The organism is Ruegeria sp. HKCCD6119, assembly GCF_013110585.1.
Classification (GTDB): domain Bacteria; phylum Pseudomonadota; class Alphaproteobacteria; order Rhodobacterales; family Rhodobacteraceae; genus Ruegeria.
In genome coordinates this window covers 132320-157875 of sequence record NZ_WVQV01000008.1, presented here as the reverse complement: position 1 = coordinate 157875, position 25556 = coordinate 132320, and the positions used below count along the sequence as shown (strand labels likewise).

At 59.8% G+C, this 25556-nt stretch carries 26 protein-coding genes, 1 pseudogene and 1 riboswitch; of the genes and pseudogenes, 11 read left to right on the top strand and 16 right to left on the bottom strand.

The window, feature by feature from the left end; translation table 11 throughout:
- Positions 1–382: 382 nt before the first annotated feature.
- The gene (locus GS611_RS16645; protein WP_171637469.1) at positions 383–658 is read left to right on the top strand and encodes a hypothetical protein; all 276 of its coding nucleotides are present in this window, start codon (positions 383–385) and stop codon (positions 656–658) included.
- A gap of 16 nt (positions 659–674) precedes the next feature.
- On the opposite strand, the gene GS611_RS16640 is transcribed toward GS611_RS16645, so the two are convergent.
- A complete protein-coding gene (locus GS611_RS16640; RefSeq protein WP_171637467.1) occupies positions 675–1757 on the bottom strand; it encodes a hybrid-cluster NAD(P)-dependent oxidoreductase in 1083 nt (360 codons plus the stop codon).
- Positions 1758–1762: 5 nt separating this feature from the next.
- Positions 1763–3016 (bottom strand): aromatic ring-hydroxylating dioxygenase subunit alpha, encoded by a 1254-nt coding sequence (locus tag GS611_RS16635; protein WP_171637486.1) that lies wholly within the window; start codon positions 3014–3016, stop codon positions 1763–1765.
- Positions 3017–3097: 81 nt separating this feature from the next.
- Positions 3098–3302: riboswitch (cobalamin riboswitch) on the bottom strand.
- A 73-nt stretch (positions 3303–3375) separates the two neighbouring features.
- On the opposite strand from GS611_RS16635, the pseudogene GS611_RS16630 reads away from it, so the two are divergent.
- Together GS611_RS16630 and GS611_RS16625 are read left to right on the top strand one after the other, a co-directional pair.
- Positions 3376–3528 (top strand): annotated as a pseudogene (locus tag GS611_RS16630) (IS5/IS1182 family transposase); the annotation flags it as partial.
- Positions 3529–3829: 301 nt separating this feature from the next.
- Positions 3830–4054 (top strand): hypothetical protein, encoded by a 225-nt coding sequence (locus GS611_RS16625; protein WP_152459486.1) that lies wholly within the window; start codon positions 3830–3832, stop codon positions 4052–4054.
- Between the two features lie 29 nt (positions 4055–4083).
- Here the strand turns inward: GS611_RS16625 and GS611_RS16620 are convergent, their stop codons facing one another.
- From GS611_RS16620 to GS611_RS16600, 5 genes are read right to left on the bottom strand one after another with little or no spacing between them, the layout of a single operon-like run.
- A complete protein-coding gene (locus GS611_RS16620; protein ID WP_171637464.1) occupies positions 4084–4626 on the bottom strand; it encodes a DUF3833 family protein in 543 nt (180 codons plus the stop codon).
- Positions 4623–5240 carry a DUF3833 domain-containing protein gene (locus GS611_RS16615; RefSeq protein ID WP_171637462.1) on the bottom strand — a complete coding sequence of 206 codons (618 nt, stop codon included), beginning with the start codon at positions 5238–5240 and terminating at the stop codon, positions 4623–4625. The genes GS611_RS16620 and GS611_RS16615 overlap by 4 nt, the downstream gene beginning before the upstream one ends.
- Entirely contained in the window at positions 5237–6460 is a 1224-nt protein-coding gene (locus GS611_RS16610; protein WP_171637460.1) for an MFS transporter, read from the bottom strand. The genes GS611_RS16615 and GS611_RS16610 overlap by 4 nt, the downstream gene beginning before the upstream one ends.
- Complete coding sequence (locus GS611_RS16605; protein WP_171637459.1) at positions 6460–7005, bottom strand: hypothetical protein; 546 nt, start codon at positions 7003–7005, stop codon at positions 6460–6462. The genes GS611_RS16610 and GS611_RS16605 overlap by 1 nt, the downstream gene beginning before the upstream one ends.
- On the bottom strand, positions 6959–8290 hold the full coding sequence (locus tag GS611_RS16600) for an NAD(P)/FAD-dependent oxidoreductase (protein ID WP_171637457.1): 1332 nt from the start codon (positions 8288–8290) through the stop codon (positions 6959–6961). The genes GS611_RS16605 and GS611_RS16600 overlap by 47 nt, the downstream gene beginning before the upstream one ends.
- Positions 8291–8483: 193 nt before the next feature.
- On the opposite strand from GS611_RS16600, the gene GS611_RS16595 reads away from it, so the two are divergent.
- Positions 8484–9209 (top strand): SDR family oxidoreductase, encoded by a 726-nt coding sequence (locus GS611_RS16595; protein ID WP_171637455.1) that lies wholly within the window; start codon positions 8484–8486, stop codon positions 9207–9209.
- Positions 9210–9212: 3 nt separating this feature from the next.
- Here the strand turns inward: GS611_RS16595 and GS611_RS16590 are convergent, their stop codons facing one another.
- Both GS611_RS16590 and GS611_RS16585 read right to left on the bottom strand, forming a co-directional pair.
- Positions 9213–10865: a DUF6504 family protein gene (locus tag GS611_RS16590; RefSeq protein ID WP_171637453.1), complete on the bottom strand. Its 1653-nt coding sequence runs from the start codon at positions 10863–10865 to the stop codon at positions 9213–9215.
- 62 nt (positions 10866–10927) lie between these two features.
- Positions 10928–11215: an I78 family peptidase inhibitor gene (locus GS611_RS16585; RefSeq protein WP_171637451.1), complete on the bottom strand. Its 288-nt coding sequence runs from the start codon at positions 11213–11215 to the stop codon at positions 10928–10930.
- A 130-nt stretch (positions 11216–11345) separates the two neighbouring features.
- On the opposite strand from GS611_RS16585, the gene GS611_RS16580 reads away from it, so the two are divergent.
- Both GS611_RS16580 and GS611_RS16575 read left to right on the top strand, forming a co-directional pair.
- Complete coding sequence (locus GS611_RS16580; protein WP_171637449.1) at positions 11346–12458, top strand: S-(hydroxymethyl)glutathione dehydrogenase/class III alcohol dehydrogenase; 1113 nt, start codon at positions 11346–11348, stop codon at positions 12456–12458.
- Positions 12458–13036, top strand: coding sequence for a hypothetical protein (locus GS611_RS16575; RefSeq protein ID WP_171637447.1), 579 nt, complete (start codon positions 12458–12460; stop codon positions 13034–13036). Before GS611_RS16580 ends, GS611_RS16575 begins: the two co-directional genes overlap by 1 nt.
- Here the strand turns inward: GS611_RS16575 and GS611_RS16570 are convergent.
- From GS611_RS16570 to GS611_RS16560, 3 genes are all read right to left on the bottom strand, one after another.
- A complete protein-coding gene (locus GS611_RS16570) occupies positions 13031–13969 on the bottom strand; it encodes a DMT family transporter (protein ID WP_171637445.1) in 939 nt (312 codons plus the stop codon). The genes GS611_RS16575 and GS611_RS16570 overlap by 6 nt on opposite strands.
- Positions 13970–14104: 135 nt before the next feature.
- Complete coding sequence (locus GS611_RS16565) at positions 14105–14518, bottom strand: group III truncated hemoglobin (protein WP_171637443.1); 414 nt, start codon at positions 14516–14518, stop codon at positions 14105–14107.
- 48 nt (positions 14519–14566) lie between these two features.
- Complete coding sequence (locus GS611_RS16560; protein ID WP_171637441.1) at positions 14567–17485, bottom strand: error-prone DNA polymerase; 2919 nt, start codon at positions 17483–17485, stop codon at positions 14567–14569.
- Positions 17486–17595: 110 nt separating this feature from the next.
- On the opposite strand from GS611_RS16560, the gene GS611_RS16555 reads away from it, so the two are divergent.
- Positions 17596–18060, top strand: a complete 465-nt coding sequence (locus GS611_RS16555) for a DUF1203 domain-containing protein (protein ID WP_171637439.1) — start codon at positions 17596–17598, stop codon at positions 18058–18060.
- Here the strand turns inward: GS611_RS16555 and GS611_RS16550 are convergent.
- Positions 18057–19049 carry an ABC transporter ATP-binding protein gene (locus tag GS611_RS16550; protein WP_171637479.1) on the bottom strand — a complete coding sequence of 331 codons (993 nt, stop codon included), beginning with the start codon at positions 19047–19049 and terminating at the stop codon, positions 18057–18059. The genes GS611_RS16555 and GS611_RS16550 overlap by 4 nt on opposite strands.
- An 87-nt stretch (positions 19050–19136) precedes the next feature.
- Here GS611_RS16550 and GS611_RS16545 point away from each other — a divergent pair, with 87 nt between their 5' ends.
- From GS611_RS16545 to polA, 3 genes are all read left to right on the top strand, one after another.
- Positions 19137–19313, top strand: coding sequence for a zinc-finger domain-containing protein (locus GS611_RS16545; RefSeq protein ID WP_171637437.1), 177 nt, complete (start codon positions 19137–19139; stop codon positions 19311–19313).
- An 82-nt stretch (positions 19314–19395) separates the two neighbouring features.
- On the top strand, positions 19396–19866 hold the full coding sequence (locus GS611_RS16540) for a hypothetical protein (RefSeq protein WP_171637435.1): 471 nt from the start codon (positions 19396–19398) through the stop codon (positions 19864–19866).
- Positions 19867–19936: 70 nt separating this feature from the next.
- Positions 19937–22735 carry a DNA polymerase I gene (gene polA / locus GS611_RS16535; protein WP_171637433.1) on the top strand — a complete coding sequence of 933 codons (2799 nt, stop codon included), beginning with the start codon at positions 19937–19939 and terminating at the stop codon, positions 22733–22735.
- A 20-nt stretch (positions 22736–22755) separates the two neighbouring features.
- On the opposite strand, the gene GS611_RS16530 is transcribed toward polA, so the two are convergent.
- Positions 22756–22986, bottom strand: coding sequence for a DUF2798 domain-containing protein (locus GS611_RS16530; protein WP_171117031.1), 231 nt, complete (start codon positions 22984–22986; stop codon positions 22756–22758).
- Positions 22987–23060: 74 nt separating this feature from the next.
- Positions 23061–23816 carry a hydroxypyruvate isomerase family protein gene (locus tag GS611_RS16525; RefSeq protein ID WP_171637432.1) on the bottom strand — a complete coding sequence of 252 codons (756 nt, stop codon included), beginning with the start codon at positions 23814–23816 and terminating at the stop codon, positions 23061–23063.
- A 158-nt stretch (positions 23817–23974) separates the two neighbouring features.
- On the opposite strand from GS611_RS16525, the gene GS611_RS16520 reads away from it, so the two are divergent.
- Positions 23975–24943 carry a DMT family transporter gene (locus GS611_RS16520; RefSeq protein WP_171637430.1) on the top strand — a complete coding sequence of 323 codons (969 nt, stop codon included), beginning with the start codon at positions 23975–23977 and terminating at the stop codon, positions 24941–24943.
- On the opposite strand, the gene GS611_RS16515 is transcribed toward GS611_RS16520, so the two are convergent.
- The gene (locus GS611_RS16515; RefSeq protein ID WP_171637428.1) at positions 24926–25501 is read right to left on the bottom strand and encodes a DUF1285 domain-containing protein; all 576 of its coding nucleotides are present in this window, start codon (positions 25499–25501) and stop codon (positions 24926–24928) included. The genes GS611_RS16520 and GS611_RS16515 overlap by 18 nt on opposite strands.
- Positions 25502–25556 lie beyond the last annotated feature (55 nt).

Below are 25556 nucleotides of genomic sequence, written 5' to 3'. Positions count from 1 at the left end.
GTTTTCAGCCGTGAATCATGCCGCTCGCTGAAAATCAATGGGTCCTGACCCTAGCCAAAAAGATGTTTGAGCTTTGGAACAAGACGCAACCACCTGAGTAGATTTTCAATCTGAGCAGTGAGAAAGCCCGCATCTGTTGCGGGCTTTTTTCTTTTTCGGAGAGGCGGTTCTCGCATACTTTTGTGTCAAATTCGCATGCTTTTGGTCCCAACGAAATTCGAGGCCTATTTTTCATTTAGTTGCAATTGGTTGCGGGTGATGATTTTTGAGAGCTTGGAAAGCTCGCACTCTTATGGTCCACTGACACCATGGACTATGATCTTGGCTTACAGCGAACTGCTTGTGTTTGGCCCAGCTGTGAACGACGGTCGAAGCCACGGGCTTGATCGAGGTGCCGGACACGCTTTGTGCCATCCAACACGACCTCGGCGGAACAAATCTCGAATTCGGCCAGCATGGTATCAAGCGGGATGCGATGGAAGAGGTCCACGCCTCGCACATGTCGAAACCCAGAGCAGACGGGCAGCTGGTTCTGCGTGAAGATGGCAAAGTTCTGAAAGGGCCGGACGTCCGGCAACCCAATCCGGCCCGGATTCTGCAACGGGCAGAAAAAACGCGCCGAAAGCCGCAGCGGGTGTCAGCCACGCTGCGGCTTTGATCGGGATGCGAAGCGCCTAAACCTCGACTTCGACCTTGCCGATCGGGTTCGAGCAGCAGGCCAGAATGTACCCCGCGTCGATGTCGTCTTCCGAGATCCCTCCGTTGTGGACCATGTGGACCTCGCCAGCGGTTTTCTTGACCTTGCAGGTACCGCACACGCCGAAGGTACAGCCTGACGGAATGTTCAGGCCAACCGAGCGGGCGGCGGCAAGCACCGTGTCGGTCTCGGCAACCTTGGCCGTCACGCCCGAGGTCGCGAACAGGATTTCGGCGCTGCTGTCGTCGTCCAGAACAACGTCATCCAACTCGGGCTGATCCGCCTCGGTTTCCACCGGCGCGCCGAAGCTTTCCTGATAATAGTTGTCCATATCAAAACCAAGACCGGCCAGCGCGTCGCGCACCGCTTGCATGAAGGGCTCGGGACCGCAGCAATAGACTTCGCGCTCAAGGTAATCCGGCGCCATCAGGCCCAGCATCAATTGGTTGAACTGCCCCTGATATCCCGTCCATGGGCGGTAGCGGTCCGGCTCTTCCACCACGAACTTCAGGTCCAAACCATCCGTGCGGCTGGCCATCTGTTCCAAGCGCTGGCGGAAGATGATCTCGGATGGCCGCTTGGCGCAGTTGATGAAGACAACGTCCAGATCGCGGCCTTCGTCCCACATGCAGGTGGTCATTGACATCATCGGTGTGATGCCTGAGCCAGCCGAGATAAACAGGAACTTGCGCGCATCGCTCAGTGCGTTGGTGAACAGGCCCGCAGGCCCAATGGCCTTGAGCCGCATGCCGGGTTGAAGATTGTCCAGCATCCAGCGCGTGCCGATACTGTCGGGTTGCGCTTTGGCGGTGATGGTGATCGACCGCGGCCGCGATGGCGACGATGAGATCGTGTAGGTGCGATACACGACTCCCCCGGGCTGGCCGGGCGCCGGAATCTCGAGCGTCAGGAACTGACCGGGGTGATAGGCGAACTGCGCCCCAGAGGGGGCCCGGAACGAAAAGCTGGCGGTGTTCGGCATCTCGGGCACGACCGAAACACATTCCAGCATCTCTCCATCCTGCCAAACGGCTGATGAAAGCGTGTCCAGATCTTTCATCAGACTTACTCCGCCGCCATGTAGTCAGGGGTCAGGCGGGCCGACACTGTGCTGCAATACCAATCCACGAATTGCAGTACGCCGGATTCCTGAATGGCTGAATACGGGCCGGGCACATAGGCCGGGCTGTTGATGCCCTGCTGGTTGTCCTCGACCACCTGACGGTCTTCGTCATTCGTGGCGACCCAGACTTCGGTCAGGCGTTTCACGTCGTAGTCAACGCCTTCAACCGCATCCTTGTTGACCAGCCATCTGGTCGTGACCTCGGTCTCTGTCGGGCTGATCGGCGTAACACGGAAAACAATCGAGTGATCGGCAAGAAAGTGGTTCCACGTGGTCGGATAGTGGAACTTCAAAAGCGATCCCGCATCCGCAAAGGGCGACCGGCCCAACCAGCGGCGCACGGCGGATTTCCCGTCCATCGTATAGCTCTCGGCGCCTTCTTTCAGCGGCATCCGCGCCAGACGGAATTGGCCGTCCTCGTGCAGATAGAACTGCGATGGCATACCCGCTGACTGGCACCTGTCGAAATGGGCTTGCATATAGGCTGGGGTTTCACCGCCTTCGATCCCCGTCACGCCCGGATCATCAGGGAAGGTCCGGCACAGCGCAGGGTGGTTGCCGCCGCAGTGATAGCACTCGCGATTGTTTTCCCAGACCAGTTTCCAGTTGCCGTTCTCGATGATTGAGCTTTCGAATGCGACCTTGGCATTCGCAAGATCATGCGGCTCAAGATACGGGCGCGCGATATTGGCAAACGTGTCAAAATCCGGGGCGACATCCGCCAGACAGATATAGACCAACCCGGCAAGCTCGCGGCAATGAACCGTCTTCAAACCATGCTGTCTGGGATCAAACTCCGGCCCCATGTCGCGGGCCCACAGCAAAGAGCCGTCAAGCTCGTAGGTCCATTGGTGATACGGGCAAACCAGCTTCGGCGCGTTGCCTTTTGCTGCCTTGCATATGATCGAGCCGCGATGGCGGCAGGTGTTGTGAAACGCCCGGATCTGGTTGTCGGCGCCGCGCACGATGATCACGCGATAGGCACCCACGTTGTACGTTACATAGTCGCCGGCTTTCAGCAGTTCACAGGCCGGAATGGCAAAGAGCCATTCGCGATAGTGGATGGTTTCCAGGTCGGTCTGAAAGATCTCGGGGTCGGTGTAAAAGGCCCGTTCCAGAGCATAGCCCGGGATTCGACGCGCCAACAGGTTTTGGACATTGTTCACTTCTGGCTCTCCTGCCGCGCCCCGCGGCATTGCTTGGGCAGATGACAGGGAGGAACCGTCCGGAGGCGCGCGAGGACCACGTCCGAAACCCGTGCCCCCACCGCCACCCGCGGTTTGACATATCTGCAAGGCTGGTTTCCGGACTTGAAAGGGGCTTGCACCCGGTTGCGACACCTTCCCGGGATCCTCGTCCCAGTGGTTGATTGTCGAACCTGACCTTCCTTACCGTTGCGGGGGCAGCGCCGGAATTCCACCGGCTTCCCAATTCTCCGCGGTCTGAGAATCAAACAGCGGCACCTCACGATGGCAGCCTACTTTCTACCTGCTTGGGCGCTGAAATGCTTGCGACATTTCCGGTTTCAAAACAGACATGGAAATTTTCCGGCTGAGTGGACGGCGCCGGGATCACGGTCCTTGGCACAGGGGCATGGCAAGCCCGCCAGCACGGCGTTCTGCAGGGGCCAGTGGGCTTTGCGATGGATGCGGCCACGTCTGACATCCGCGCCGTCAAATTGTCCCCCAGCCGTGACAGCGAAAGCCCGGCTGCTCTGCTCAGAAACGAAACGCTGCACGTCGCCTGAGCATGGCTGGAAAAGAGAGAGTCAGGCCAAGTGAAGGAGGTTTGCAGCAAACCCTTTTGGGTGAAGTTGATCCGTTTGGGATAGTGCTGGCTTGCCATGAGGCAGGTGAAGAAGGCGAATATCCGTCATGCGAGAGTTGTCAGTCCATCCTGTCAACGGACGGTAGAAAACCTCATTTTGTCCATAAAAAATTGTCTTTTTCGGGAAAAACCATTACGTTTTCCGAAAATGGTGGAAAACACCGGAGGCAGTAAGAGAGCAGATGCCAAAACCGAAAACAGGTGTTTTGCGGACAACAGTTCCTTCGCGCCTCATGGGAAAACGGGATGGTCTGTTTTTCCTCTGGGGGCAGATAGAACGCGCGCGCTTGAAGGTCGAGGGCGGCGAACGCGCCGAGGGCGCAGCCTCGGACGGGCCAAGGGCAAACACGGCCGGTGAGGTCAAGGGATCAACGACAGCATTGGTGGACGAGTTTATTTTCTACTGACTTTTGTGATGAAACCGGGCCTGACGGCCCTATTTCTTCTCGAAGAACAGGATGACTTCACCCAGACGGACGCCATAGCGTGAGACATACGCGCGGTTCAGCAGACGGTCGTCATCCAGCAGCCACATCCAGTCGTCGAATTTGACACGCATGGTCCCGTCCTTGATCGGCAGGTCGATCTTGTATTTCCAGTTGAACGTATCCCCGCGTTCAATCCCGCTGGCGGTGCCCAGCACGCCAGGCGCCGTACCGGTCCACGTATCCTCTCCGGTTTTGGTCAATGTCCAGATGCGTTGTTCCGTCGCGCCATCGTCGTAGACGAAGTCTTCGACCAGGGTCAGGGTTTCGCCGTCCCATGTTCCGTCGATATCAACCGTGAATCTGCGGGGGATATTTCCCAGAACATCCTGAAACTGACCGTAGGCCACTGTTTTACCCTCAAAAAACTCTTCCAGGTTCAACTGCCGGTCCGACAGAAACGTTTTTGGTACCTTCGGTTTGCTGGAGCAGGCCGCCAGAAGTGTAAGGCTTGCGATGGCAATGCAGGCGATGAAAGAGCGAAAGGTGATCATTGCAACGGCTTCCCTTCCAAAGTCGCGTCATACCCGTTTGACCCACTTGGATGCATCGGTTTCGATCTGGGGCTTGGACGCATTGTGGCGATCAGTTCCGCGACCTTGACGCCAAACTTGCGCATCTCGGACCGATTCATGATGACGCCGGTTTCTGTCAGGTACATCCAATCGGTGACATCCAGTGTGTGTCCACCAGCGTCATCTGGCAGAATGATACGATAGGTCAGTTTCACCGTGGACCCCGAGATAATGCCCCGACCTTCGCCCACGATATCATCCGCCATTGCCGTGAATGTGTTGCCAGTTCCCAGCGTCAGGTACCATTTGCGGGTCATCTGTTTTCCGTTGGAATAGGTGAAGTACTCGGTCAGCGTGCCCGAGTTGCCTTGCCATTCGCCGGACATGCGCGCGACAAAGCTGTTCGACATTTTGCCGTTGGGGCCATAGATCAGGCCCTCGGACAAGATCTCTCCGTTCAGGTGCTTTTTCAGGGAAAAATCTGGCCCGGTGCCACTGTAATCGGACGGCGATTGCGCGCGAAAGCTCAGCAGCCTTGCACGGATGAAGACAGCGGTCAGAAGGACCAGAAGGATGATGGTGAAAGCGTTCATTTGCTTGTGACCTCGGTGGGCAGGGTCAACACCATCCCGAACGCTCCGACTTTCAGGATGCAGGGCAGCACCGCATAGGCAAGATTGAGTGTATCCAGCGCCTGTGCTGAATTGGTTTGACCGGGGGTGAAACCGCTGCGTTCCAGCAGCGGCAGAGTGAAAAAGGCAGCCAGGGCGAGGCCCAGTTTGCCAGCGAAGGACCAGATGCCAAACGCGGCTGATGCGTTCAGCCCGGCCCGGGTAAGCACGATCGAGAACATCGCAGGCAACACGACCATATCCGCGCCCAACGCCGCGCCCGAGGCGAGACAGATCATTGCAAAACCCGCAAGGTTTCCTGAACTCAGTGTGGCAGCGCCGATAAAGCCGGCGATCGAGAGCGGCATGGCGATAATCAGAGTCTGTTTCGGGCCAATTTTGTTACTGAGCTTTGCCCAGAGCGGAACGCTCGCGCCTGCGCTCAGGAAGAACAGGATCAACAAAGGACCCGCCTTGCCCGGCAGTTGCAGCCGGTCTTCCACAAAAAACAGAAACAGGGTGGAGGTTATGGCAACCGGGAGGCTGTTGACCAAAGCCAGCGCAAGAAGGCGCAAGCCACCGGCCTGACCCAGACCCGCAAAGGACAGGCCTGATCCGGTGATCGGTCTGCGTCGCCAGATCGGGATCGTCAGTATCAGGGTCACAACGGACAGAAGCCCCAGGAACGCGCCGAATGCGGGGTAGCCTTGGGAGTGTGCCCCGAAAGCAACCAACAGGGCCGGAGCGCTGGCTGCGATGACCACTCCGGTCAACTGCCCGCCTTCACGATAGGCGGCCAGTGTCATCAGCTCTTTCGGATCGGTTCGCTTCGCCAGAGTTGCGCTGCGACCATACAGAAGGATGGTTCCCAGGCTGTATGCCGAGAACAGCAAGATCAGGATCGCGACCAGTTCCGGCACGCTGGCACCCTGCGGCAGATTGAAAAGCAGGGGAAACCCGATCGCCAGCCCCAAAGCCGCCATCGCGGCAAATGCAAGCTGGCCGCCGGGCCATCGGTCGATTGCCCAACCGATCAGCGGATCCTGCACCAGATCCACCAAACGGATCACCAGCAGCACCGTACCAATGACCCCAAGGCCAATACCCAGGTTCACGGCTGCAAAGCGCGGCAAGTGGATATAAAGCGGGATACCCGCCGCAGCGAGCATCAGCGCATAGAGACTGACCCGGGGATAGAGCATCACCGCCCCTGTAGCCTGCGCGTGAAGGACGCGGACCTCGTGTTGTCTCCCAAGAATACAGACATGAAACTGCGCTTGATGCCCGGATGCGCCATGGTGCACGTCTTTTGCCCGTTCAACCAGAAACTGACCTTGTCGGGACCATCAGAAACCGCCAGATAGCTGTCCCCTTTTGCCACGGCTTTGAAACACCGGTTCAGTTGGTCGCGAACCGGTGCTGAACGGCCGATGCGGTCCATCTCGTCAAGCGTCGAATTGACCAACGCTTTCTTCTTGATGTTCTTGCGATAAGTCAGTTGCAGGGCGATATCTTCGCTCCAACTGAACGGCGCACCTTTGGGCGTATAGAGTTTGGCGTCATAGATCGGCAAACCCAGATACCGGAACGTCGCGGTTCCGCGCAGTTGGGCACCGTTCAGTTCTTCCGTGACCGGCGATGCGATCAGCCCATTGGGGATCAGCAAGGAAAGTGCAAGAAACGCTGTGCGCCATATCGCCTTATTCTGCGGCAACAGATAGGGCCGGGTCTTTCCCAAGAATGCCATTATCAGCTCCGATGGTTTGCGGGGCACCATTTATTCGAGCAACGACATGCATCGCGCTGGCTATCCCGTCTTCGTGAAATCCGTGCCGGTTGTAAGCACCGGCAAACCAGGTTCGGTTCTGTCCCTGCATCTCGCGGATTTGCCCTTGCGCCTTCAGCGCGGCCTTGTCGAAGACCGGATGGGCAAATTCGACTTTGTCATAGATCTTTTCCGCGGGAATTTCTGATGAAGCGTTCAGCGTTACAAACAGCGGGTCACTGTCCGGAATGTTCTGAAGCCGGTTCATCCAGTAGGTTACCCCCACGTCTCCGGCTTGCGATCGATAGGTCCAGCTTGACCAACAGGCGCGCCGCTTTGGCATCTGACCTGGGTCACAATGCAATATGGCCATATTGGGCTGGTAGCGGATTGCGCCCAATGCAGCGGCTTCCGCGGGGGTCGCGCCATCACCCAAAATGGCAAGCGACTGGTCCGAATGGGTGGCCAGGATGATTTCATCGAACTGATCCACGGCGCCCTGGCTGTGGATGGTGATGCCCATCTCGTCACGGGATATATTCTGAACGGGGCTGGCCAGACGTATTTCTGCCCCCCGCGCACGAAGGGCTGCGTCGATCCGGCGGACATACTCTATGCTGCCGCCTTTGACCGTGTACCATTGATGCTGGTTTGCGCGACCACTTGCCAGCAAAGCGTGATTGCGGAAAAACTGTACCAAAGAGCGTGCGGGGAACTGATCCACGAACTCGACCGGCGTGGACCAGATGGCACCGCACATCGGCATCAGATAATTGTGCCGGAACCAGTGACCCAGCCGCAGCTGGTCCACCAATTCGCCAATCGTGGTGTCATCGTCCTTGGCGGCTCCGGGGGCTTCTTTGCCAAACCGCAGAATATCAGCGATCATCTTATAGTAAGCCGGACGCGCCAGATTGCGCTTTTGAGCGGTCAGTGTGCGCAGATTGTTCAGCCCGTATTCAATGCGGCCATTGTCGATTGTCGCGCCAAAGCTCATCTCGCTTTCGATCACGGGCACGCCGAGCTCATCAAACAGCCGGGTCAGGTAGGGATATGTCGCATAGTTGAAGACGATAAAGCCCGTATCGACCGGTTGATCCCCGTTCTTTCCGGCCATCACCGTGCGGGCATGGCCACCAAGCCGAGGCTCGGCCTCATAGACTGTCACGTCGTTGTTTTTTGAAAGATAGTAAGCGGCGGAAAGACCCGAAATGCCTGCACCTACAATCGCGATTTTCTTCCGTACACCCCGGGGTTCGTCGAACATTCCAGCCTCTTTATGTGACAGTTTACAAGAAGATACGCAGGGTAGGCACAAGTGGATCAATCCGATTAGAAGTTTTTAACAGATGCACTACCTTGTGGCGTCTGGTTTGAGCTTCCGTGACCTGCGCCACCGTTTTGATCCGAAGCAGGCGCAAGGCCGTATTATCGTGAAACACAACTGAATCGGCCCACACATGAGCAGCTTTGACGGCAAAACCATTTGGATCATCGGCGCTAGCGAAGGGCTGGGTCGCGCTTTGGCGCATGCGCTTGGCCAACAGGGTGCTTCCCTGATCCTGTCTGCGCGCAATCTTGAGAGGTTGTCCGAACTGTGTTCTGAACTGCCGGATGCGCGCGCGATCCGGTGCGATGTGACCGATTTAGACTCTGTTCGTTCGGCTGTTGCCGAGGCGGGGCATGTCGATGGGCTGGTTTACAATGCCGGGGCTTATGACCCCATGCGTTCGGCCGAATGGGACACCGAGGCGTCGCTCAGGATGAGCGATGTGAACTATCTGGGTGCGCTGCGGGTTCTGGGTGAAACCGTTCCGGGTTTTGTCCGGGCAGGCCAGGGAGAGGTTACTCTGATCGGGTCACTGGCCGGGTATCATGGGCTGCCTGCCGCCATCGGGTACGGAGCCAGCAAGGCCGCACTGATTTCTCTGGCCGAGACGATGCGACACGATCTGGCGGATACTGGCGTGACGGTGCGTATCGTCAATCCGGGCTTTATCAAGACCCGACTGACCGAAAAGAACGGTTTCAAGATGCCGATGCTGATGTCGCCCGAGGATGCGGCGGATCGCGTGGTCAAGGCGATGGCGCGTCGCCGTTTCCGTACGGATTTTCCGGCACCGTTTTCCTGGTTCATTCGTCTGATCGACTGTCTGCCGGATCTGCTGGTTTATCGTGGGAAATAGACTCTAACAAAACTGCCCCTGACAGAACCAGCCTGCGGACATCGCGCCCCCGTGCCCATAGAACAACCACAGGCGCTCCCCTTGTTCTGTCACCACCACCCAGTAATCGCGTACCCCGCTGCGCCAGTTGGGATCATCCAGCCACCATTCCGGCGCGATGCGTTCCGGGCCGGTGGCCTGTGCCAGTTGCCAGTCTCGTCCACGCCAGCGAAAGGTGCGGGGCACATTCGGGGTTTCCGGGGCCATCACGGGTTCGGGCTGCCACATCTGCAAGGGGCGGGGGCGCGGCGGGGCAGGCCAGTCGCGCGCGGGTTCCGACCAGGCCGCCGCCAGCGTTTGCGCCGTTTTCTCGGGGATATGAGAGGCCGCAGGATGCCGCCGGGTGATCGCGTCCAGCCCTACCCGCGCGCCCAGTTTCCCAATCAGGTCATCCACGGCTGTATTGCCCTCAAGCCGGTTGCGGGCCACGCGGCGCGCTTCGGCATGACCGGCGATGGTGCGGGCGTGGATGGGTTCTGTCTGGATCGCTTCAAGCCGCAGCAAGTCGATGCCATAGCCTGCGTCGATCTTGTCAACTTTCATCTCTAACAAAGGGCGAATGCGGTTTTTATCATAGGTCGGACGGGCCAGGCCGATCTCGATAATTTCAGCGGCCTGATCCGCACGGTGGGCTTCCAGGCGCAGCGTGCGGACCCCGCGCCCCTTCTCTTCCAGTTTGGTGCAGAGCGTTGGCAGAATCCGATCGACAGCGGCCATCACGTCTTCGACCAGGCCAATCGGGTTGGGCAGAGTCATCCGCACCGCAAAGTGATTGGGCGGACGGGCGGGCGAGACCGGCTCGGGCGCGCTGCCCATGGCCTGATCCAGACGCAACACCAGCCCGCGGCCGAACCGCCGTGCCAAACTGGCACGCGGCTGGCCCAGCAGATCACCGATCCGGCGCAGGCCCAGGCGGTTCAGTTGCGCCACGGTCTGATCGTCCAGCCGCAGCGCCGCGATGGGCAAGGGGCTGAGCGCGCCATAGGCCTGCCCCGGCGCGGCAATCCGCGCGCCACCGCCCAGCGCCATCACCTGTGGCGCGGCCCCGCCCCTGGTCCAGTGCCGCCGCTTGCTTGCCCGGGCGCGGGTGGCGCGGGCCTCTTGGGCAATAGCATCACCGTTGCGATCGGACGTGGCCTCTTGCCCGGCATAGCGCGCCAACGCCCAGGCTGCGCCCAGCGTGTCGGCGATGCCCATCTGCACGCTCAGGCCCATGTCGGCGCAGTCGGTCTCAAGCACGCTCAGCAAGGCCTCTTCACCGCCGAACAGATGGGCACAGCCCGACAGGTCAACGATCAGGCCATCGGGGGCCTCTTCGGCCACCCACGGGCTGAACTTGCCCGCCCAGCGGCGCAGCGCGGTCAGAAACGCAGCCTCGGCCGGGGCGTTGCGAGGGCGGGTGATCAGGCTGGCGCACATGGCATGGGCATCGCGGACCGGCTGACCCACGCGCAATCCGGCGGCCTGCGCCTCGGCATTCAATGACGTGACGATCTGCATGTTCGACTGTTCGGCCACAACGGCCAAAGGCCCGGCATGCAGGCCCCGCGCGGCGCGGACCAGCCGTTCGGCCCCCAGACGGGGAAACCAGAGCGAAAGAATTCGGCGTTTGGGCATCGGCAGGCATCATTGATGTTCTTATTTTGTTCTTAATTCAGAATCACCTGCCGAGTCCACGCTTACCCGCAGGTCAGACGCTGAATAACACCGGCGTCGTTCACATAGACGTTCAGCCTGTCGATACGGTAATCCTGTGTCGCGATGTCGTCCGGGCCCAAAACACGAGACCGTTCGGGAAGACCAGCCTGAATCGTTGAAACGGGCTGACCAACGGATTCGGCAAAGGGCTCGCCCTTGCAAAATGCCAGATCAACAGGTGCGTCTTCTGAGGTGGCGGCGACATCCTGCGGGACGCTTGTGTCTGCGCAGGCCGCCAGAAAGATAAAGATCGGTAAAAAACGGTGCATTGGCGTTCCTCATTCCGGCAATGTCGTTTCTGCAATATCAAATAATTAGCCAACCTGCCAAGAAAGCACAGTTGAAACCACCCTGTATTTGACGCAGGGTCGGGGCAAAAGTGACAGGGAGATAAGTACCATGCGTACCCGTGCCGCCGTCGCCATTCAGGCAGGCAAACCTTTGGAAGTGATGGATGTGAACCTTGAAGGCCCAAAGGCGGGCGAGGTTCTGGTTGAAATCAAGGCCACCGGTATCTGTCATACGGATGAATTCACCCTGTCGGGTGCCGACCCCGAAGGCCTGTTCCCGGCCATTCTGGGCCATGAAGGCGCAGGCGTCGTGGTCGAGGTCGGCCCAGGCGTGACCAGCCTGAAGCCGGGCGATCACGTGATCCCGCTCTACACCCCCGAATGCCGTGAGTGCGAATACTGTCTGCATCCCAAGACCAACCTGTGTCAGGCGATCCGGGAAACCCAGGGCCAGGGCCTGATGCCCGATGGCACCTCTCGTTTCTCGACCTTGGATGGGGATCCGATCCTGCATTACATGGGCTGCTCGACCTTCTCGAACCACACGGTCCTGCCGGAAATCGCGCTGGCCAAGGTGCGCGAGGACGCGCCATTCGACAAGATCTGCTACATCGGTTGTGGTGTGACCACCGGCATTGGCGCGGTGATCAACACCGCCAAGGTGGAAATCGGCAGCCGCGCCATCGTGTTCGGCCTGGGCGGGATCGGTCTGAACGTGATTCAGGGCCTGCGTCTGGCCGGGGCCGATCAGATCGTCGGTGTCGACCTGAACCCCGCCAAGGTCGAGATGGCCACCAAGTTCGGCATGACCGATTTCGTCAACCCGTCCGAAGTTGAAGGCGATCTGGTGCCCTATCTGGTCAACCTGACCAAGGGCGGTGCGGATTACACCTTTGATGCAACAGGCAATGTCGGCGTGATGCGCGCGGCGCTGGAATCGGCGCACAAGGGCTGGGGCGAATCGATCATCATCGGCGTCGCACCCGCGGGGGCCGAGATCTCGACCCGTCCGTTCCAGCTGGTCACCGGCCGGTCATGGCGCGGCACCGCCTTTGGCGGCGCACGTGGGCGCACGGACGTGCCCAAGATCGTCGACTGGTACATGGAAGGCAAGATCGAGATAGACCCGATGATCACCCACACCATGGGTCTGGACGACATCAACACCGGCTTTGACCTGATGCACAAGGGCGAAAGCATCCGGTCGGTGGTGATTTACTAGTGCAGTTTGCTTTCGTCGCTGATGACAGCGACGAATTGCTTCAAAAGTTAGAAACGTGGGGGGCTTTTGCTCCCCCGCGATTGGAAAGGCGGGGTCGACAAAAAGAACTCGAAAGATTTTGTCTTCGACTCTTGCTGCTGCATCAGTGCCAAAATGGTCTACTCAGTTTTCCTGTAAAAGTGGAAGAAAGTGAAAACCCGGATTTTGTTTTGACTAGCGACGGCTCCTCGACTGGAATTGAGGTCGTCGAAGCGAGCGATCCTCGGGAGCAAGCGGAATGGACGGCGCATGAAAAAAGAGGTTTAGGCTTCGGTGAGCCTATCGTTCGAGAAATAGACTTGATGGACCCGGACAGAATGGCAAAGTTTGGAGCCCTAGTTGAAAAGGCTATCCTTTCAAAAGCAAAGAAATGTAGTTCTGGCGTGGACGAGTTGCTTATTTATGCGAACACAGATTGGGACGATTTTGAAGACTTGGAATGGAAGACATCCGCTCTTTCCGGTTGTAACCAAATAGGGCGCAGATTCTCTAAAATTTGGATTCTTAGTGGCGGAGATGTATTTACCGTTTCCTCATGAACCCGGTCGCGACGCCCCGGTATCCGATCGCGGTGACCGAACCCTCAGCACCGGAGTGTTTACAGACGATGTGTTCGCCCGGCTCTCGCGCCAGACAACGAACACACCGGACGCGATGATGATGCTGGCCCCGACTGCGACCCACATGTCGGGCGTTTCGCCAAAGAACATCATGCCGAATATCGTGGCCCAGATGATCTGGCTGTACTGGCTGGGCGCGATGACGCCGGCGGGCGCAGCGCGATAGGCCAGAATGATCAGGTGCTGGGCGATCACCGAAAACACGCCGACCAGCGCCATCATGGCCAGATGCAACAGGGACGGCGGCTGATAAACGGCCGGTTGGGCCAGGCTCATGACCACGATCGCCAGCAGCATTGGGTAGAGGATCAGGACGGCCGATCGTTCCTCGTTTCCGATCTTGCGCACCAGCACCGATGCAAAGGCGCTGCAGAATGCGGCCATCAGGGCGGCCAGATGGCCGAGCGTGATATCCGTTGCGCCGGGGCGCAGAACGATCAGCACCCCGATCAGACCCACGCCAACCGCAGCCCAGCGCTGGGCCCGGACGACTTCGCCCAGTATCGGAATCGACAGGACCGTGACGATCAGCGGGAAAGAAAACAGCAACGAATAGACCTCGGCCAGGGGCAGGACCGAAAAGGCATAGAACGCGCAGGACATGGCCGTGACCATCAGACCCGAGCGCAGCAACACCAACCAGGGGTGATGCGGCAGGAAGTTGCCCGTGGTCCGGTCCGTCAAGATCGTCACGGCCATCGGAACAAAGGAAAACAGCGTGGCAAAAAAGATGATCTGCATCACCGAGTAGGTCCCGCCCAGCACCTTGATCAGCGCGTCATGGGTGGCGAAGACCGCAAAGCCCGCGAATGCATAGCCAAGACCCCGGAGGGTGGTGTTCTGAGTGCTCATGGGTCGGCCTCGGGTGATGTGTCGATGTGAAGGGGCAGCGCAAAAGGGGCTGTCTTGTCTCTGACTAACCCTATTTCCTCGACCCGCATAGCCCCTAATTTACCGCTAACATCGCAAGGCAGCCATGACGTGGGCTCAACGCAGGATCGGTGGCGCGTTCTTGGGCTGGCGGGCCGATTGCACCCCGGCTTTCATCCCAACACCGATGCGGCGCGCCAGAGCGATCCATGGGGTGGCGGCTTCCGGGGGCAGGGTCTGGGTGGCGACCTCTTCGAACAGGTCCAGCCAATGGGCGAACATCTCGGGCTTCACGTCCGGTCGTTCGATATGCACCCGCTGCGGGTTGCCGTCATAGCTGCGCTCGAACAGGATGGCGTTGCGCCAGAAGGATGCGATCTTTTCCTCATGCGAGGGCCAGTCGGTGACATGGTTGGCGAATACCGGGCCAAGTACCGCGTCCTGCCGCACACGGGCGTAAAAGGCGCGAACCTGTGCGTTGATCTGCTCGGGCGTCGCGGGAAAGCGCGGCGGAAGGTTTGGTCTGGTCATGGTGGCCTGTTTTCACCTCTGTTTTTTGGCAGATAGGCGGTTCCGGCGTTATGTGACAGAGGTGGTATTGTCGCGCTGCCCCGGCGTCAGCAGGTGCCGCAGCAGGGCCACGGGATGCGCCCGCAGGCTCAGGCGGGTGGCGACGTAATCCTCGACCACCTGTTCGCCCAGCGACATCCGGGGCAGATGGGCGGCGGGCTCGTCCAGCGCCTCGCCTTCCAGATCCTGCGCAAACAGGGGCAGAGGCTTGGCTGTGGCAATTGCCTTGGCCTGCCACAGCGCCTCGCGCCGGGTCAGGCTGCAGGCGGCAAAGGCATCGGCCTCGGCCAGCCGTTCGATCACCGACGGGCCCAGCCCCGCACGACGCCAGACATCATCGACCTGATGGTAGCCGTTGCCGCGCGCGGCGGTCAGCCAGCTGGCGTCTTCCTCGCTCAGCCCCTTGATCTGGCGAAAGCCCAGCCGCAGGGCCAGCCCGCCCTGACCGTCAGGCTCCATTACGTTGTCCCAGAAGCTGGCATTGATGCAGACCGGGCGCACCTGCACGCCATGCTCGCGCGCATCGCGCACGATTTGGGCGGGGGCGTAGAAGCCCATCGGCTGCGAATTCAGAAGCGCGCAGGCGAAAATCCCCGAGTGGTGGCACTTGATCCAGGCGCTGGCATAGACCAGCAGCGCAAAGCTGGCCGCGTGGCTTTCGGGGAAGCCGTAGGAGCCGAACCCCTCGATCTGCGAGAAACAGCGTTCGGCAAATTCGGCGTCATAGCCGTTGCGCTGCATCCCGCGCAGGAACAGGGTGCGGAATTCGCTGACACTGCCATGCTTCTTGAAGGTCGCCAGCGACCGTCGCAGCCGGTCGGCCTGTTCCGGGGTGAACCCCGCACCCACAATGGCGATCTGCATCGCCTGTTCCTGAAACAACGGCACGCCCAGCGTCTTGCCCAAGACCTCGCCCAGTGCGTCCGAGGGAAAGCTGACCTCCTCCTCTCCGTTCCGGCGGCGGATATAGGGGTGAACCATATCGCCCTGGATGGGGCCGGGGCGGATGATGGCGACCTCGATCACCAGATCATAGAAATTGCGCGGCCGCATCCGGGGAAGGAAGTTCATCTGCGCGCGTGATTCCACCTGGAACACGCCCACCGAGTCTGCCTTGCACAGCATGTCATAGACCACCGGATCCTCGGGCGGCAGGGTGGCAAGGGTGTAGCTGGTCTGGTGATGCTGGCCGATCAGGTCGAAGGCCTTGCGGATGCAGGTCAGCATGCCAAGGCTGAGGACATCGACCTTGAGGATGCCAAGACTGTCGATATCGTCCTTGTCCCAGCAGATGACCGTGCGGCCCTCCATCGTGGCGTTTTCGATGGGGACAAGCTCATCCAGCCGACCCTCGGTGATGATGAATCCTCCCACGTGCTGAGAGAGGTGGCGGGGAAAGCCGTCGATCTCATGAACCAACATTAGAGTCTGTTTCAGGCGGCGGTCTTGGGGGTCGAGGCCGATCTCGCGCATCCGTTGTGCCTCGAGCCCCGAGGTCGAGAAAAACCCCCAAAGCTGTGAGGAAAGCGCCGAGATCGTATCTTCGGTCAGGCCCATGGCGCGGCCCACCTCTCGGATGGCGCGCTTGCCCCGATAGTGGACAACCGTGGCGCACAGCCCCGCGCGTTCGCGGCCATAGCAGTCATAGATGTGCTGGATCACCTCTTCGCGGCGTTCATGTTCGAAATCGACATCGATGTCGGGCGGCTCGTCCCGCGCCTCGGAGACGAAACGTTCAAACACCATGGTGCCCATCTCGGGGCTGACCTCGGTGATGCCAAGACAGAAACAGACGACAGAGTTTGCTGCCGAGCCGCGCCCCTGGCACAGGATACCGCGCGAGCGGGCGAAATGGACGATGTCGCGGACGGTCAGGAAGTAGGGTTCGTATTTCAGCTTGCCGATCAGCGTCAGTTCATGCGCCAGCATCTTTTTGGCTTTCTCGGACGCCCCGGCGGGATAGCGCCATTTCAACCCTTCATGCGCCAGCCGATGCAGGCGCTGGGTCGGGGTTTCCTGGTCGCTGCCCTCGCTGGGATATTCATAGCGCAGCTCGTCCAGCGAGAATGTGAGTTCCTGGCTGAGCGCATAAGCGCGGGCCACGGCGTCCTCAAAGCCCTTGAAAATGCGCAGCATCTCGGGTTCCGAGCGCAGGCGCTGTTCGCCATTGGCCAGCGCGTCGCGGCCCAGATCGTCCACCTTGCGGCGCAGGCGGATCGCGGTCAGCACATCACCCAGCTTGCGGCGCGACCCGTGATGCATCATCGGCGCGGCGCTGGCGATTGTGGGCAGGTTCAGATGATGAGATTCAGTCTCTAACAAGTGAAAAAATGCGCTATCGGCGCCATCATACCGAGGGTGAATCAGCAGATGCATGCGACCGGCAAAGCGGCGCGTCAGCTGTTCCGCCTGTGTCCGCCATCCGCTCGCGCCGCCGGTTGGGCGGCCCGCCTGTGGCCAGAGCAGCAGGTGCAGACCGTCGGAAAATTCCAGCAGGTCGGACAGGTGCAGGATGCAGTCACCCTTGGCCGCGCGCAGCCGTCCGGTGGACAGGATGCGGCACAGGTTGGCCCAACCCTGCCGGTTGATGGGCAGGGCGGTGACGGGCGGGGCATCGGTAAAAATCAGCCGCGCCGCCGGGATCAGGCGCGGCACCGCATGCACCGGGAACGAGGGCGGTTTCGGGATGTGATCGGGGCAGGGCGGGCCGATGGGCGTGTTCTGCTCGTCCCACGCGCGGCGCTCACGGACCTTGCGGGCGATCTCGCGCGCCTGGGTATGGGCGCGGACGATGCCGGCCACCGAGTTGTCATCGGCGATGGCGATGGCGGGCAGGCCCAGGGTGACGGCGCGCTCCATGTACTCCTCGGGGTGCGAGGCCCCGGTGAGGAAGGTGAAGTTCGACGTGATCGACAGTTCGGCATACATGGCGATTCCACATTATATTCACGTTTTGTTCTTTTTCGAGTCCTTTGCGCAGGAAACGGGTCGCCTGGACCAGGCCAGGCGCGCATGGTTGCAGAAAAAGGAGACCTGATATGTTCAAGATCACCGCTCTGCCCACTGACGAAGTCCGCGCTCTTCAGGCAGGCCAGCCTGATGCATATGGCGCTGCGCCCGAGCGCGCCGTTTCGTCGGGGGCAAGCAACCCCTGTCGCCACTGCCTGAAGAACATTCCCGAAGGCGCAGAGATGCTGATATTGGCGCATCGCCCCTTTTTAGAGCCACATCCATACGCTGAAACAGGACCGATCTTTCTGTGCGCAACGCCTTGCGAGCGCTATGAAGGCGACGCCCTGCCCGAGATTTTGACCACTGCACCCGACTATTTGATCAAGGGGTATGGACCAGATGACCGGATCGTTTATGGCACCGGGGCAATCACGCCCAAGGATCAGATCAACGCAAAAGTCAGCGACATTTTTGCCCGCCCGGACGTGGCCTATATTCACGTCAGATCTGCACGGAACAACTGCTACCAAGCACGGATCGACCGGGCTTAAAGCTTGACCCGGTGCAGGCCCCGGCGCGGCTGGTCCCGATCGTCGGCCGGGGCATCGTCGGTGCGCGAGGAGGTCAGGGCCAGAAACACGTCCTCGAGATCGGCCTCTTCGGTGCGCACGTCGCGGATGCGGATGCCCGCCGCCCGGACGGATTCCAGAACCTGTTCGGCGCTGGTCCGGGCGCTGCGATATTGCAGTATCAGGCTGCCGTCTTCACGTAAGCTGGCCTCGACGCCTTCGGTCACCGGCAGGTCGACCACCGGGGTGTCGGGAACAATGACCATGGTCCGGCTGTCCATTCGGCCCAGCAGGTTGGCGGTACTGTCCTGAGCGATCTTTTCACCGTGGTTGATGATGGCGATTTCGTCGCACATCTCCTGCGCTTCTTCCAGATAGTGGGTGGTCAGGATGATGGTCATGCCCTGCTGGTTCAGCTTGCGCACATTGGCCCACAGCATCTGGCGCAGTTCGATATCCACGCCTGCCGTGGGTTCGTCCAGCACCAGGATTTTCGGGTGGTGCACCAGCGCCTTGGCCAGCAGCAGCCGCCGCCGCATCCCGCCCGACAGCGTGCGGGCATAGGCCTCGGCCTTGTCGCTGAGGCCGACCAGTTCAAGGATTTCATCGCTGCGACGTTCGGATTTCGGAACGCCGTACAGGCCTGCCTGTACTTCCAAGGCGCCCCGCGGGGTGAAAAACGGGTCAAGGTTCAGCTCCTGCGGCATCACACCAATCGCGGCGCGGGATTGCCGCGGATTCTGATCCTGATCGAAACCCCAGATCGACACACGGCCCGAGGACTTCACCACCAACCCGGCCAGAATATTGATCAGGGTCGATTTCCCGGCGCCGTTCGGGCCCAGCAGCCCGAAAACCGAGCCCCTGGGAACAGTCAAATCAATGCCTTTCAGCGCGTGTTTCTCAGGCTGACCCTTGCCGCCACGATAGGTCTTGCGCAGACCTTCGATCCTGATTGCCGCATCGCTCATGTGGCTCTTGCCCCCGGATTGCTCATCGCTCATAAACGCACCTAATACATGCCCGCGAGGCCGACAACCGAAGAAGGATCGCCAGCCGTGACCATCGAAGCGCCGGAAACCAAGATCGTCGAAACCGCCCGTGTCGCCTGTGACGGCGGCGAAGGCGCATTGGGCCATCCGCGTGTCTGGCTGCAAATCCCCGAGGATACAGGCTGGGTCGAATGCCCGTATTGCGACTGCAAATATGTGCTGAAGGGCCGTGATCAGGGCTGATTGCCCGACCAGCCGGGTTTGGCCCAAATCTTGCCTCGGTTTTCATGTTAGTGCTTTGGCGCAACCAAAGCAGGGATACGTGATGACCGGAATTTCGGCCACTGACAATGTTAACCCGGTTTTCGGCTGGGCTGGGTTCTGCATCGCGTCTTTGGCGTTGTTTGCTGCGTTGTTCGTATTCTGGGCGGGGCCCTTTGCACCTCAGCAGACTGCGGGTGTGTCGCTGGGCGAACTGGCCGCCGAGATCGGCAAATCGACCCTGAGGGCCGCCGCGGGGATGGAACAACCCGAGCCCGTTGCCCGCGCCCGCGACCTGGATGATTTCCTGCGGATCGGAGTCGCCATGCTTGGCGGGCTTGCAACCGTCATATCGGCCGTTGGCATCCTGCGTCACGAAAAGCGGCGCCCTGCCATCGCCGGAATGGTTATAGGTACGGGGGCAATCCTGTTCCAGTTCTTTGCGTTTGCATTTTTTGCCTTGCTGGGGGTGTTGGTGATCATGGCTTTGCTGAACAGTTTCTCTGACGTCTTCTCGGGATTGTTTGGCGGTTAGGCTGCGTTCTTGGCTGGTCACCCGCGCGACCCTGTGGCAGAACCATCCCTGACCGACAGGGAGCGCGCGCATGAGCAATTTCGGAAAAGGATGTCACCTGCATCTGATCGACGGATCGGCCTTTATTTTCAGGGCCTATCACGCGCTGCCTCCGCTAACCCGCAAGTCGGATGGTCTGCCGATTGGGGCGGTGTCCGGGTTCTGTAACATGCTTCAGAAATATGTCGAAGGAAACACCGGGCCGGATGCGCCAACCCATGTGGCGGTGATTTTCGACAAGGGGTCGCACACATTCCGGAATGATCTGTACGACCTGTACAAGGCCAACCGCGAAGCGATGCCCGAGGACCTGCGCCCGCAAATTCCGCTGACCCGTGAGGCGACAAAGGCGTTCAATATCGCCTGTAAGGAACTCGAAGGCTATGAGGCCGACGACATCATCGCCACCCTGACCGTGCAGGCGCGCGAGGCTGGGGGCCGCGTGACCATCGTAAGTTCCGACAAGGATCTGATGCAGTTGGTCGGTGACGGCGTCGAGATGCTGGATGCGATGAAGAACAAGCGCATCGACCGGGACGGGGTGATCGAGAAGTTTGGAGTTGCTCCTGAGCGCGTTGTGGATGTTCAGGCGCTGGCCGGGGATTCCGTTGACAACGTGCCGGGCGCTCCGGGAATCGGGGTCAAGACGGCCGCGCTGTTGATCAATGAATACGGTGATCTGGAAACACTGCTGGACCGGGCCGAGGAAATCAAACAGCCCAAGCGCCGACAGACCCTGATCGAAAAGCGCGATCAGATCGAACTGTCGAAGAAACTGGTGCAGCTGGACGAGAACACACCGCTGGATTTCACGCTGGATGACCTTGAAGTGAGAGAGCCCGATGCAGAGACCCTGCTGGGTTTTCTGGCGGATATGGAATTCCGCACACTGACCAAACGGATCGCCGACAAGCTGGGGGCCGAAGCACCGGCCATCGCCGACGCTCCGGCGCTTGCGGCCAAAGAAGTTGAGGCCGAGACGATCCCGTTTGACGCGGCAAAGTATGAATGTGTCCGTGATGCAGCGGCTTTGCAAAAGTGGATCGATCAGGCCCATGAACGAGGCTGGATCGCTGTTGATACTGAAACCACCGGTCTGAATGAAATGATCGCCGATCTGGTCGGTATTTCGCTGTGTGTCGAGGCCGGCGAAGCCTGTTACATCCCGCTGACCCACCGCGATGGTGCGGCGGATGATCTGTTCGGGTCGGACGCGCTGGCTGAAGGGCAAATGCCCCGGGATGAGGCGCTGACGCTGCTGAAGCCGGTGCTTGAGGACCCCTCGATCATCAAAATCGGGCAGAACATGAAATACGATGCCAAGATTTTCCGGCGTCAAGGTATCGATGTGGCCCCCATCGATGATACGATGTTGATGTCCTATGCCATGCATGGCGGTGAGCATGGACACGGCATGGATACACTCTCGGAACGGTATCTCAGCCACACGCCGATCCCGATAAAGCCGCTGCTGGGGTCAGGCAAATCTGCGATCACCTTCGACAAGGTGCCGATCGACGAGGCCACTGCCTATGCCGCCGAGGATGCGGATATAACGCTGCGCCTGTGGCAATTGTTCAAACCGCAGCTGCACCGGGTGCAGGTGACGACTGTTTACGAGACGCTCGAACGACCACTTGTGCCGGTTCTGGCCGAGATGGAGATGCATGGCATCAAGGTCGACCGCGACGTGCTGAGCCGTATGTCAAACGCCTTTGCCCAGAAAATGGCCGGTTTAGAGGCTGAAATCCACGAGCTGGCGGGTGAGAATTTCAATGTCGGCTCACCCGCGCAGTTGGGCGAGATCCTGTTCGACAAGATGGGCCTGGAAGGTGGCAAGAAGGGGAAGACCGGCAAGTACTCGACCGGGGCCGATATTTTGGAAGATCTGGCGACCGAGCATGAACTGCCGCGCAGGGTGCTGGATTGGCGCCAGTTGTCCAAGCTGAAATCGACCTATACCGACGCGCTTCAGACCCATATCAACCCCGACACGGGCCGGGTGCACACGTCTTATGCCATCACCGGGGCGAACACGGGGCGTTTGGCCTCGACCGACCCCAATTTGCAGAATATCCCCGTGCGCACCGAGGAGGGCCGCCGCATCCGCGAGGCCTTTGTCGCCGAGCCCGGAAATGTTCTGGTCAGCCTCGACTACAGCCAGATCGAGCTGCGCATCCTGGCGCATATCGCCGACATTCCGACCCTGAAACAGGCCTTTGCCGATGGGCTGGACATCCACGCCATGACCGCGTCGGAAATGTTCGACGTGCCGCTGGACGAGATGACGCCGGACATCCGCCGTCAGGCCAAGGCGATCAACTTTGGTGTGATCTATGGCATCTCGGGCTTCGGCCTGGCGCGCAACCTGCGCATACCGCGGGCCGAGGCACAGGGTTTCATCGACCGCTATTTCGAACGCTTTCCGGGCATTCGACAGTATATGGATGACACGGTGGCATTTGCCAAAGAGCACGGCTATGTCCAAACTCTGTTCGGGCGCAAGATCCACACGCCCGAAATCAACGCCAAGGGGCCGCATGCAGGATTCTCGCGCCGGGCGGCGATCAACGCGCCGATTCAGGGCACGGCGGCGGATGTGATCCGGCGCGCGATGGTGCGGATGCCGGGTGCGATCAACGGGCTGCCCGCCAGGATGCTGTTGCAGGTCCATGACGAATTGTTGTTCGAAGTCGCCGAGGATTCCGTGGATCCGCTGATCGATGTGGCGCGCGAGGTGATGGAGGGTGCCTCGGACCCGGCGGTGAAACTGGATGTGAAGCTGAGCGTTGATGCCGGCCAGGGTGCGAACTGGGCCGAGGCGCACTAGCGCCGGGTCAGCCCCCCAAGTCAGCCTTGTGGCCTGACCCACCCTTCGACCATACGTTTCACCGAAGGTCCCAGGACCAGGATCACCGTGAACGCGATGGGCCAGCAAAAGGCCCAGGACGCCATCCAGTCGCCCAGCGTTTCAGGATGGAACCCCACTGCCTTGACCGTAGCGATCCCGGTGACAATGCACGACATCAGCCCTGACATGATCAGTCCAAAGATGGCATGGGCAAAGCGGGCAGGGATCATATCGGTCATCCTTGAAAACGGCTTGCCCGATATGTGCGCCTTTCGGGCTGCTAATTCCAGACCAATGAACGGCGTTAACGTCGCATCCAAGCCAGTGTCGCATCCGTTCGAGCGGTAGAAGGCGCGTATTCGGCACTGACCCAACCGGTGTAACCAGCATCATCCATTGCCGCGAAAAGCTGCGTGAAATCCGTGGGCCCGCGCCCCGGTTCAGAACGTTCGGGGGCGGCCCCGATCTGGGCGTGGACAACGCTGGGGTGAAAACGCTCCCAGACGGCCAGCGCGTCGCCGTGGATCATATGTGCGTGAAAACTGTCATATTGCAGACCGACATTCGGGCGATCCACGCGGCCCAGTACCTCGGTCGCCAGATTATAGTCGTTCAAGAAATAGCCGGGTTGGGACATTGGATTGAGGGGTTCGATCGTAAATGTCTGCTGCGGTGCGAAATCGGCGGCCCACTGTAAGTTTTGCACGAAGCAGTCCAACGCATCCGTCCCGGCGGCGTATCCTGACATGATATGAATGAAACCCGGCCGCAGCACCTGAGCGTAGCGCAGAACGCGGCGGATATCAGACTGAAACCGGGACGCACCGCCGGGGATGGCGGCATAACCCGGTGCGCCACCGGTATAATTCGGCGGAGGCGCGTTGATCAGAACCAGTTCGAGCCCGTTGGCCAGCAAGGCACGCCGGGTTTCTTTTGCAGCCAGTTCGTACGGAAACAGGATCTCGACCGCCTTGAACCCGGCATCTGCCGCTGCCTGAAACCGATCCAGATACGGAAGTTCGGCAAAGAGCAATGAGATATTCGCGGCGAATTTTGGCATAGGCGGCCCATGGATTTCAGGTGGCCCGACCTTATCCGCGCGTTGGTTTCTGTGAAAGTGACAGAAAACGACAGTTTGTCGAAATTCGACCAGATCGACCCGATGAAATCGGAAACGCTTCCTGCATTGCGGCGAATCAATTTTCTGACGCCGTGCCAATGGAAGGTTTGAAAACGATGGCGATGAGCCCAGACCCCGTCCGCGGGAACAGCCTTTCTGCGCCGGCGGGACAGCATTCTGTCTTGTCGGGCAACGGGTTGGCCGTGGCTTCGATGCTGACATGGGCGGCCGGGTTTCCGGCGGCCGAGGTGCTGTTGCAAACATGGCCGCCCGTCGCCCTGTTGGCCGCGCGACTGGCGCTGGCCGTGTTGGTGATGGTGCCGGTCTGGGTGATTCTGGACGGGCCGCGTCGGGTTGTTTCAGCCCGCTGGGGTCATGCAATGACCGTCGGCGGCCTTGGAATCGGGTTGGGAATGTTCCTGTTGATCTTGGCGCAAAAGCTGACCGACCCGGTGACGGTGGCAATCATCGTCTCCTGCGCACCTTTGGTGGCCACATTGCTTGAATTGGCTGCTGGCACACGTCGGCTGAAGTGGAATTTTGCGCTGGGTGTTCTTGTGTCGATTGTCGGCGGATTGATCGCCACCAGCGCCTTGGCCCCGGCCCAGTTGGGTCTGGGCGCGGCCTGTGCGGTTGGATCAACGGTGCTGTTCTGCTGGGCCAGCATGGCAACCGCCCGTGATTTCGCCGAACTGAGCCAGACCGGGCGCACGACGATCACCTTCGTCGGAGGGCTGGCCATGGCATCGCTGCTGGTTTTCGGATCGGCGCAGTTTGGTCTGGACGTGATGCCTGCAACTGCGTTCGACACGCAGCAGGCGGGCATGCTGATGATCTATGCGCTTATCTCCATGGGTCTCAGCCAAGTATTATTCATCACCTCCGTCGGCAAGCTGGGCGTGGCGCTGGCCTCTTTTCACATCAACGTTGCCCCGTTCTACGTGATGCTGATCATGTTGATGCTGGGGGACGAGTGGAACTGGACCCGGGCACTGGGTGCGGGCATTGTTGCAATGGCTGTCGTGCTGGCACAGGATCGCGCGCCGCGGTCAGCTCAGGTCGGCTGAAGGGATCAGGCCAAAGAACTGCCCGTCTGACCAAACACCGAACCAGCCGTCGTGGTGCGTTCCGATCTCGACGAGGCGGTAAAAGCTTTTGCGGTCTATCCGAGCTTCAAGGTTGTCGCGGATCAATATGTAGGGTGAGGGTTCGTCTGTTTCAGGGTCGATTACAACTCGGATCGGATGATCAGCTCCGGCCAAGGCCCGGTCGCCAACATGGGTTGTGAAGGTCAAGGACTGGTCCTTTCCATCCCCGTCCCGGTCGAAATCCACAGCGACAAACGGCGCGTCATCGACAGTGATTCCCACCTTCTCGACCGGGGTGACGAGGAAGTATTTGCCGTCTTCCTTCTTAAGAATTGAGGAAAAAAGCTTCACAAGCTCGAAACGGTTGATGGGTGAGCCTAAATAACTCCATGTGCCATCTTTTGCGATCTTGATGTCCAGATCGCCGCAAAACGGAGGATTCCAGAGGTGAACGGGCGGTAAACCGTTGGTTTTGGCCGCCTTGACCGATGCCGCCAGACCATCTGGCGACGGTTTCACAGGTTTTTGTCCGCTCATTGCTTTTGCCATTTCCTCTCAGCGCGATACACTTCAATCATAATAGTCCACGGAA

Coding starts and splice junctions, on each gene's coding strand:
- GS611_RS16640 (WP_171637467.1), bottom strand. CDS start 1,757: ATGAAAGATCTGGACACGCTTTCATCAGCCGTTTGGCAGGATGGAGAG.
- GS611_RS16635 (WP_171637486.1), bottom strand. CDS start 3,016: ATGCCGCGGGGCGCGGCAGGAGAGCCAGAAGTGAACAATGTCCAAAAC.
- GS611_RS16625 (WP_152459486.1), top strand. CDS start 3,830: ATGCCAAAACCGAAAACAGGTGTTTTGCGGACAACAGTTCCTTCGCGC.
- GS611_RS16620 (WP_171637464.1), bottom strand. CDS start 4,626: ATGATCACCTTTCGCTCTTTCATCGCCTGCATTGCCATCGCAAGCCTT.
- GS611_RS16615 (WP_171637462.1), bottom strand. CDS start 5,240: ATGAACGCTTTCACCATCATCCTTCTGGTCCTTCTGACCGCTGTCTTC.
- GS611_RS16610 (WP_171637460.1), bottom strand. CDS start 6,460: ATGCTCTATCCCCGGGTCAGTCTCTATGCGCTGATGCTCGCTGCGGCG.
- GS611_RS16605 (WP_171637459.1), bottom strand. CDS start 7,005: ATGGCATTCTTGGGAAAGACCCGGCCCTATCTGTTGCCGCAGAATAAG.
- GS611_RS16600 (WP_171637457.1), bottom strand. CDS start 8,290: ATGTTCGACGAACCCCGGGGTGTACGGAAGAAAATCGCGATTGTAGGT.
- GS611_RS16595 (WP_171637455.1), top strand. CDS start 8,484: ATGAGCAGCTTTGACGGCAAAACCATTTGGATCATCGGCGCTAGCGAA.
- GS611_RS16590 (WP_171637453.1), bottom strand. CDS start 10,865: ATGCCCAAACGCCGAATTCTTTCGCTCTGGTTTCCCCGTCTGGGGGCC.
- GS611_RS16585 (WP_171637451.1), bottom strand. CDS start 11,215: ATGCACCGTTTTTTACCGATCTTTATCTTTCTGGCGGCCTGCGCAGAC.
- GS611_RS16580 (WP_171637449.1), top strand. CDS start 11,346: ATGCGTACCCGTGCCGCCGTCGCCATTCAGGCAGGCAAACCTTTGGAA.
- GS611_RS16570 (WP_171637445.1), bottom strand. CDS start 13,969: ATGAGCACTCAGAACACCACCCTCCGGGGTCTTGGCTATGCATTCGCG.
- GS611_RS16565 (WP_171637443.1), bottom strand. CDS start 14,518: ATGACCAGACCAAACCTTCCGCCGCGCTTTCCCGCGACGCCCGAGCAG.
- GS611_RS16560 (WP_171637441.1), bottom strand. CDS start 17,485: ATGTATGCCGAACTGTCGATCACGTCGAACTTCACCTTCCTCACCGGG.
- GS611_RS16555 (WP_171637439.1), top strand. CDS start 17,596: ATGTTCAAGATCACCGCTCTGCCCACTGACGAAGTCCGCGCTCTTCAG.
- GS611_RS16550 (WP_171637479.1), bottom strand. CDS start 19,049: ATGAGCGATGCGGCAATCAGGATCGAAGGTCTGCGCAAGACCTATCGT.
- GS611_RS16540 (WP_171637435.1), top strand. CDS start 19,396: ATGACCGGAATTTCGGCCACTGACAATGTTAACCCGGTTTTCGGCTGG.
- polA (WP_171637433.1), top strand. CDS start 19,937: ATGAGCAATTTCGGAAAAGGATGTCACCTGCATCTGATCGACGGATCG.
- GS611_RS16530 (WP_171117031.1), bottom strand. CDS start 22,986: ATGATCCCTGCCCGCTTTGCCCATGCCATCTTTGGACTGATCATGTCA.
- GS611_RS16525 (WP_171637432.1), bottom strand. CDS start 23,816: ATGCCAAAATTCGCCGCGAATATCTCATTGCTCTTTGCCGAACTTCCG.
- GS611_RS16520 (WP_171637430.1), top strand. CDS start 23,975: ATGGAAGGTTTGAAAACGATGGCGATGAGCCCAGACCCCGTCCGCGGG.
- GS611_RS16515 (WP_171637428.1), bottom strand. CDS start 25,501: ATGAGCGGACAAAAACCTGTGAAACCGTCGCCAGATGGTCTGGCGGCA.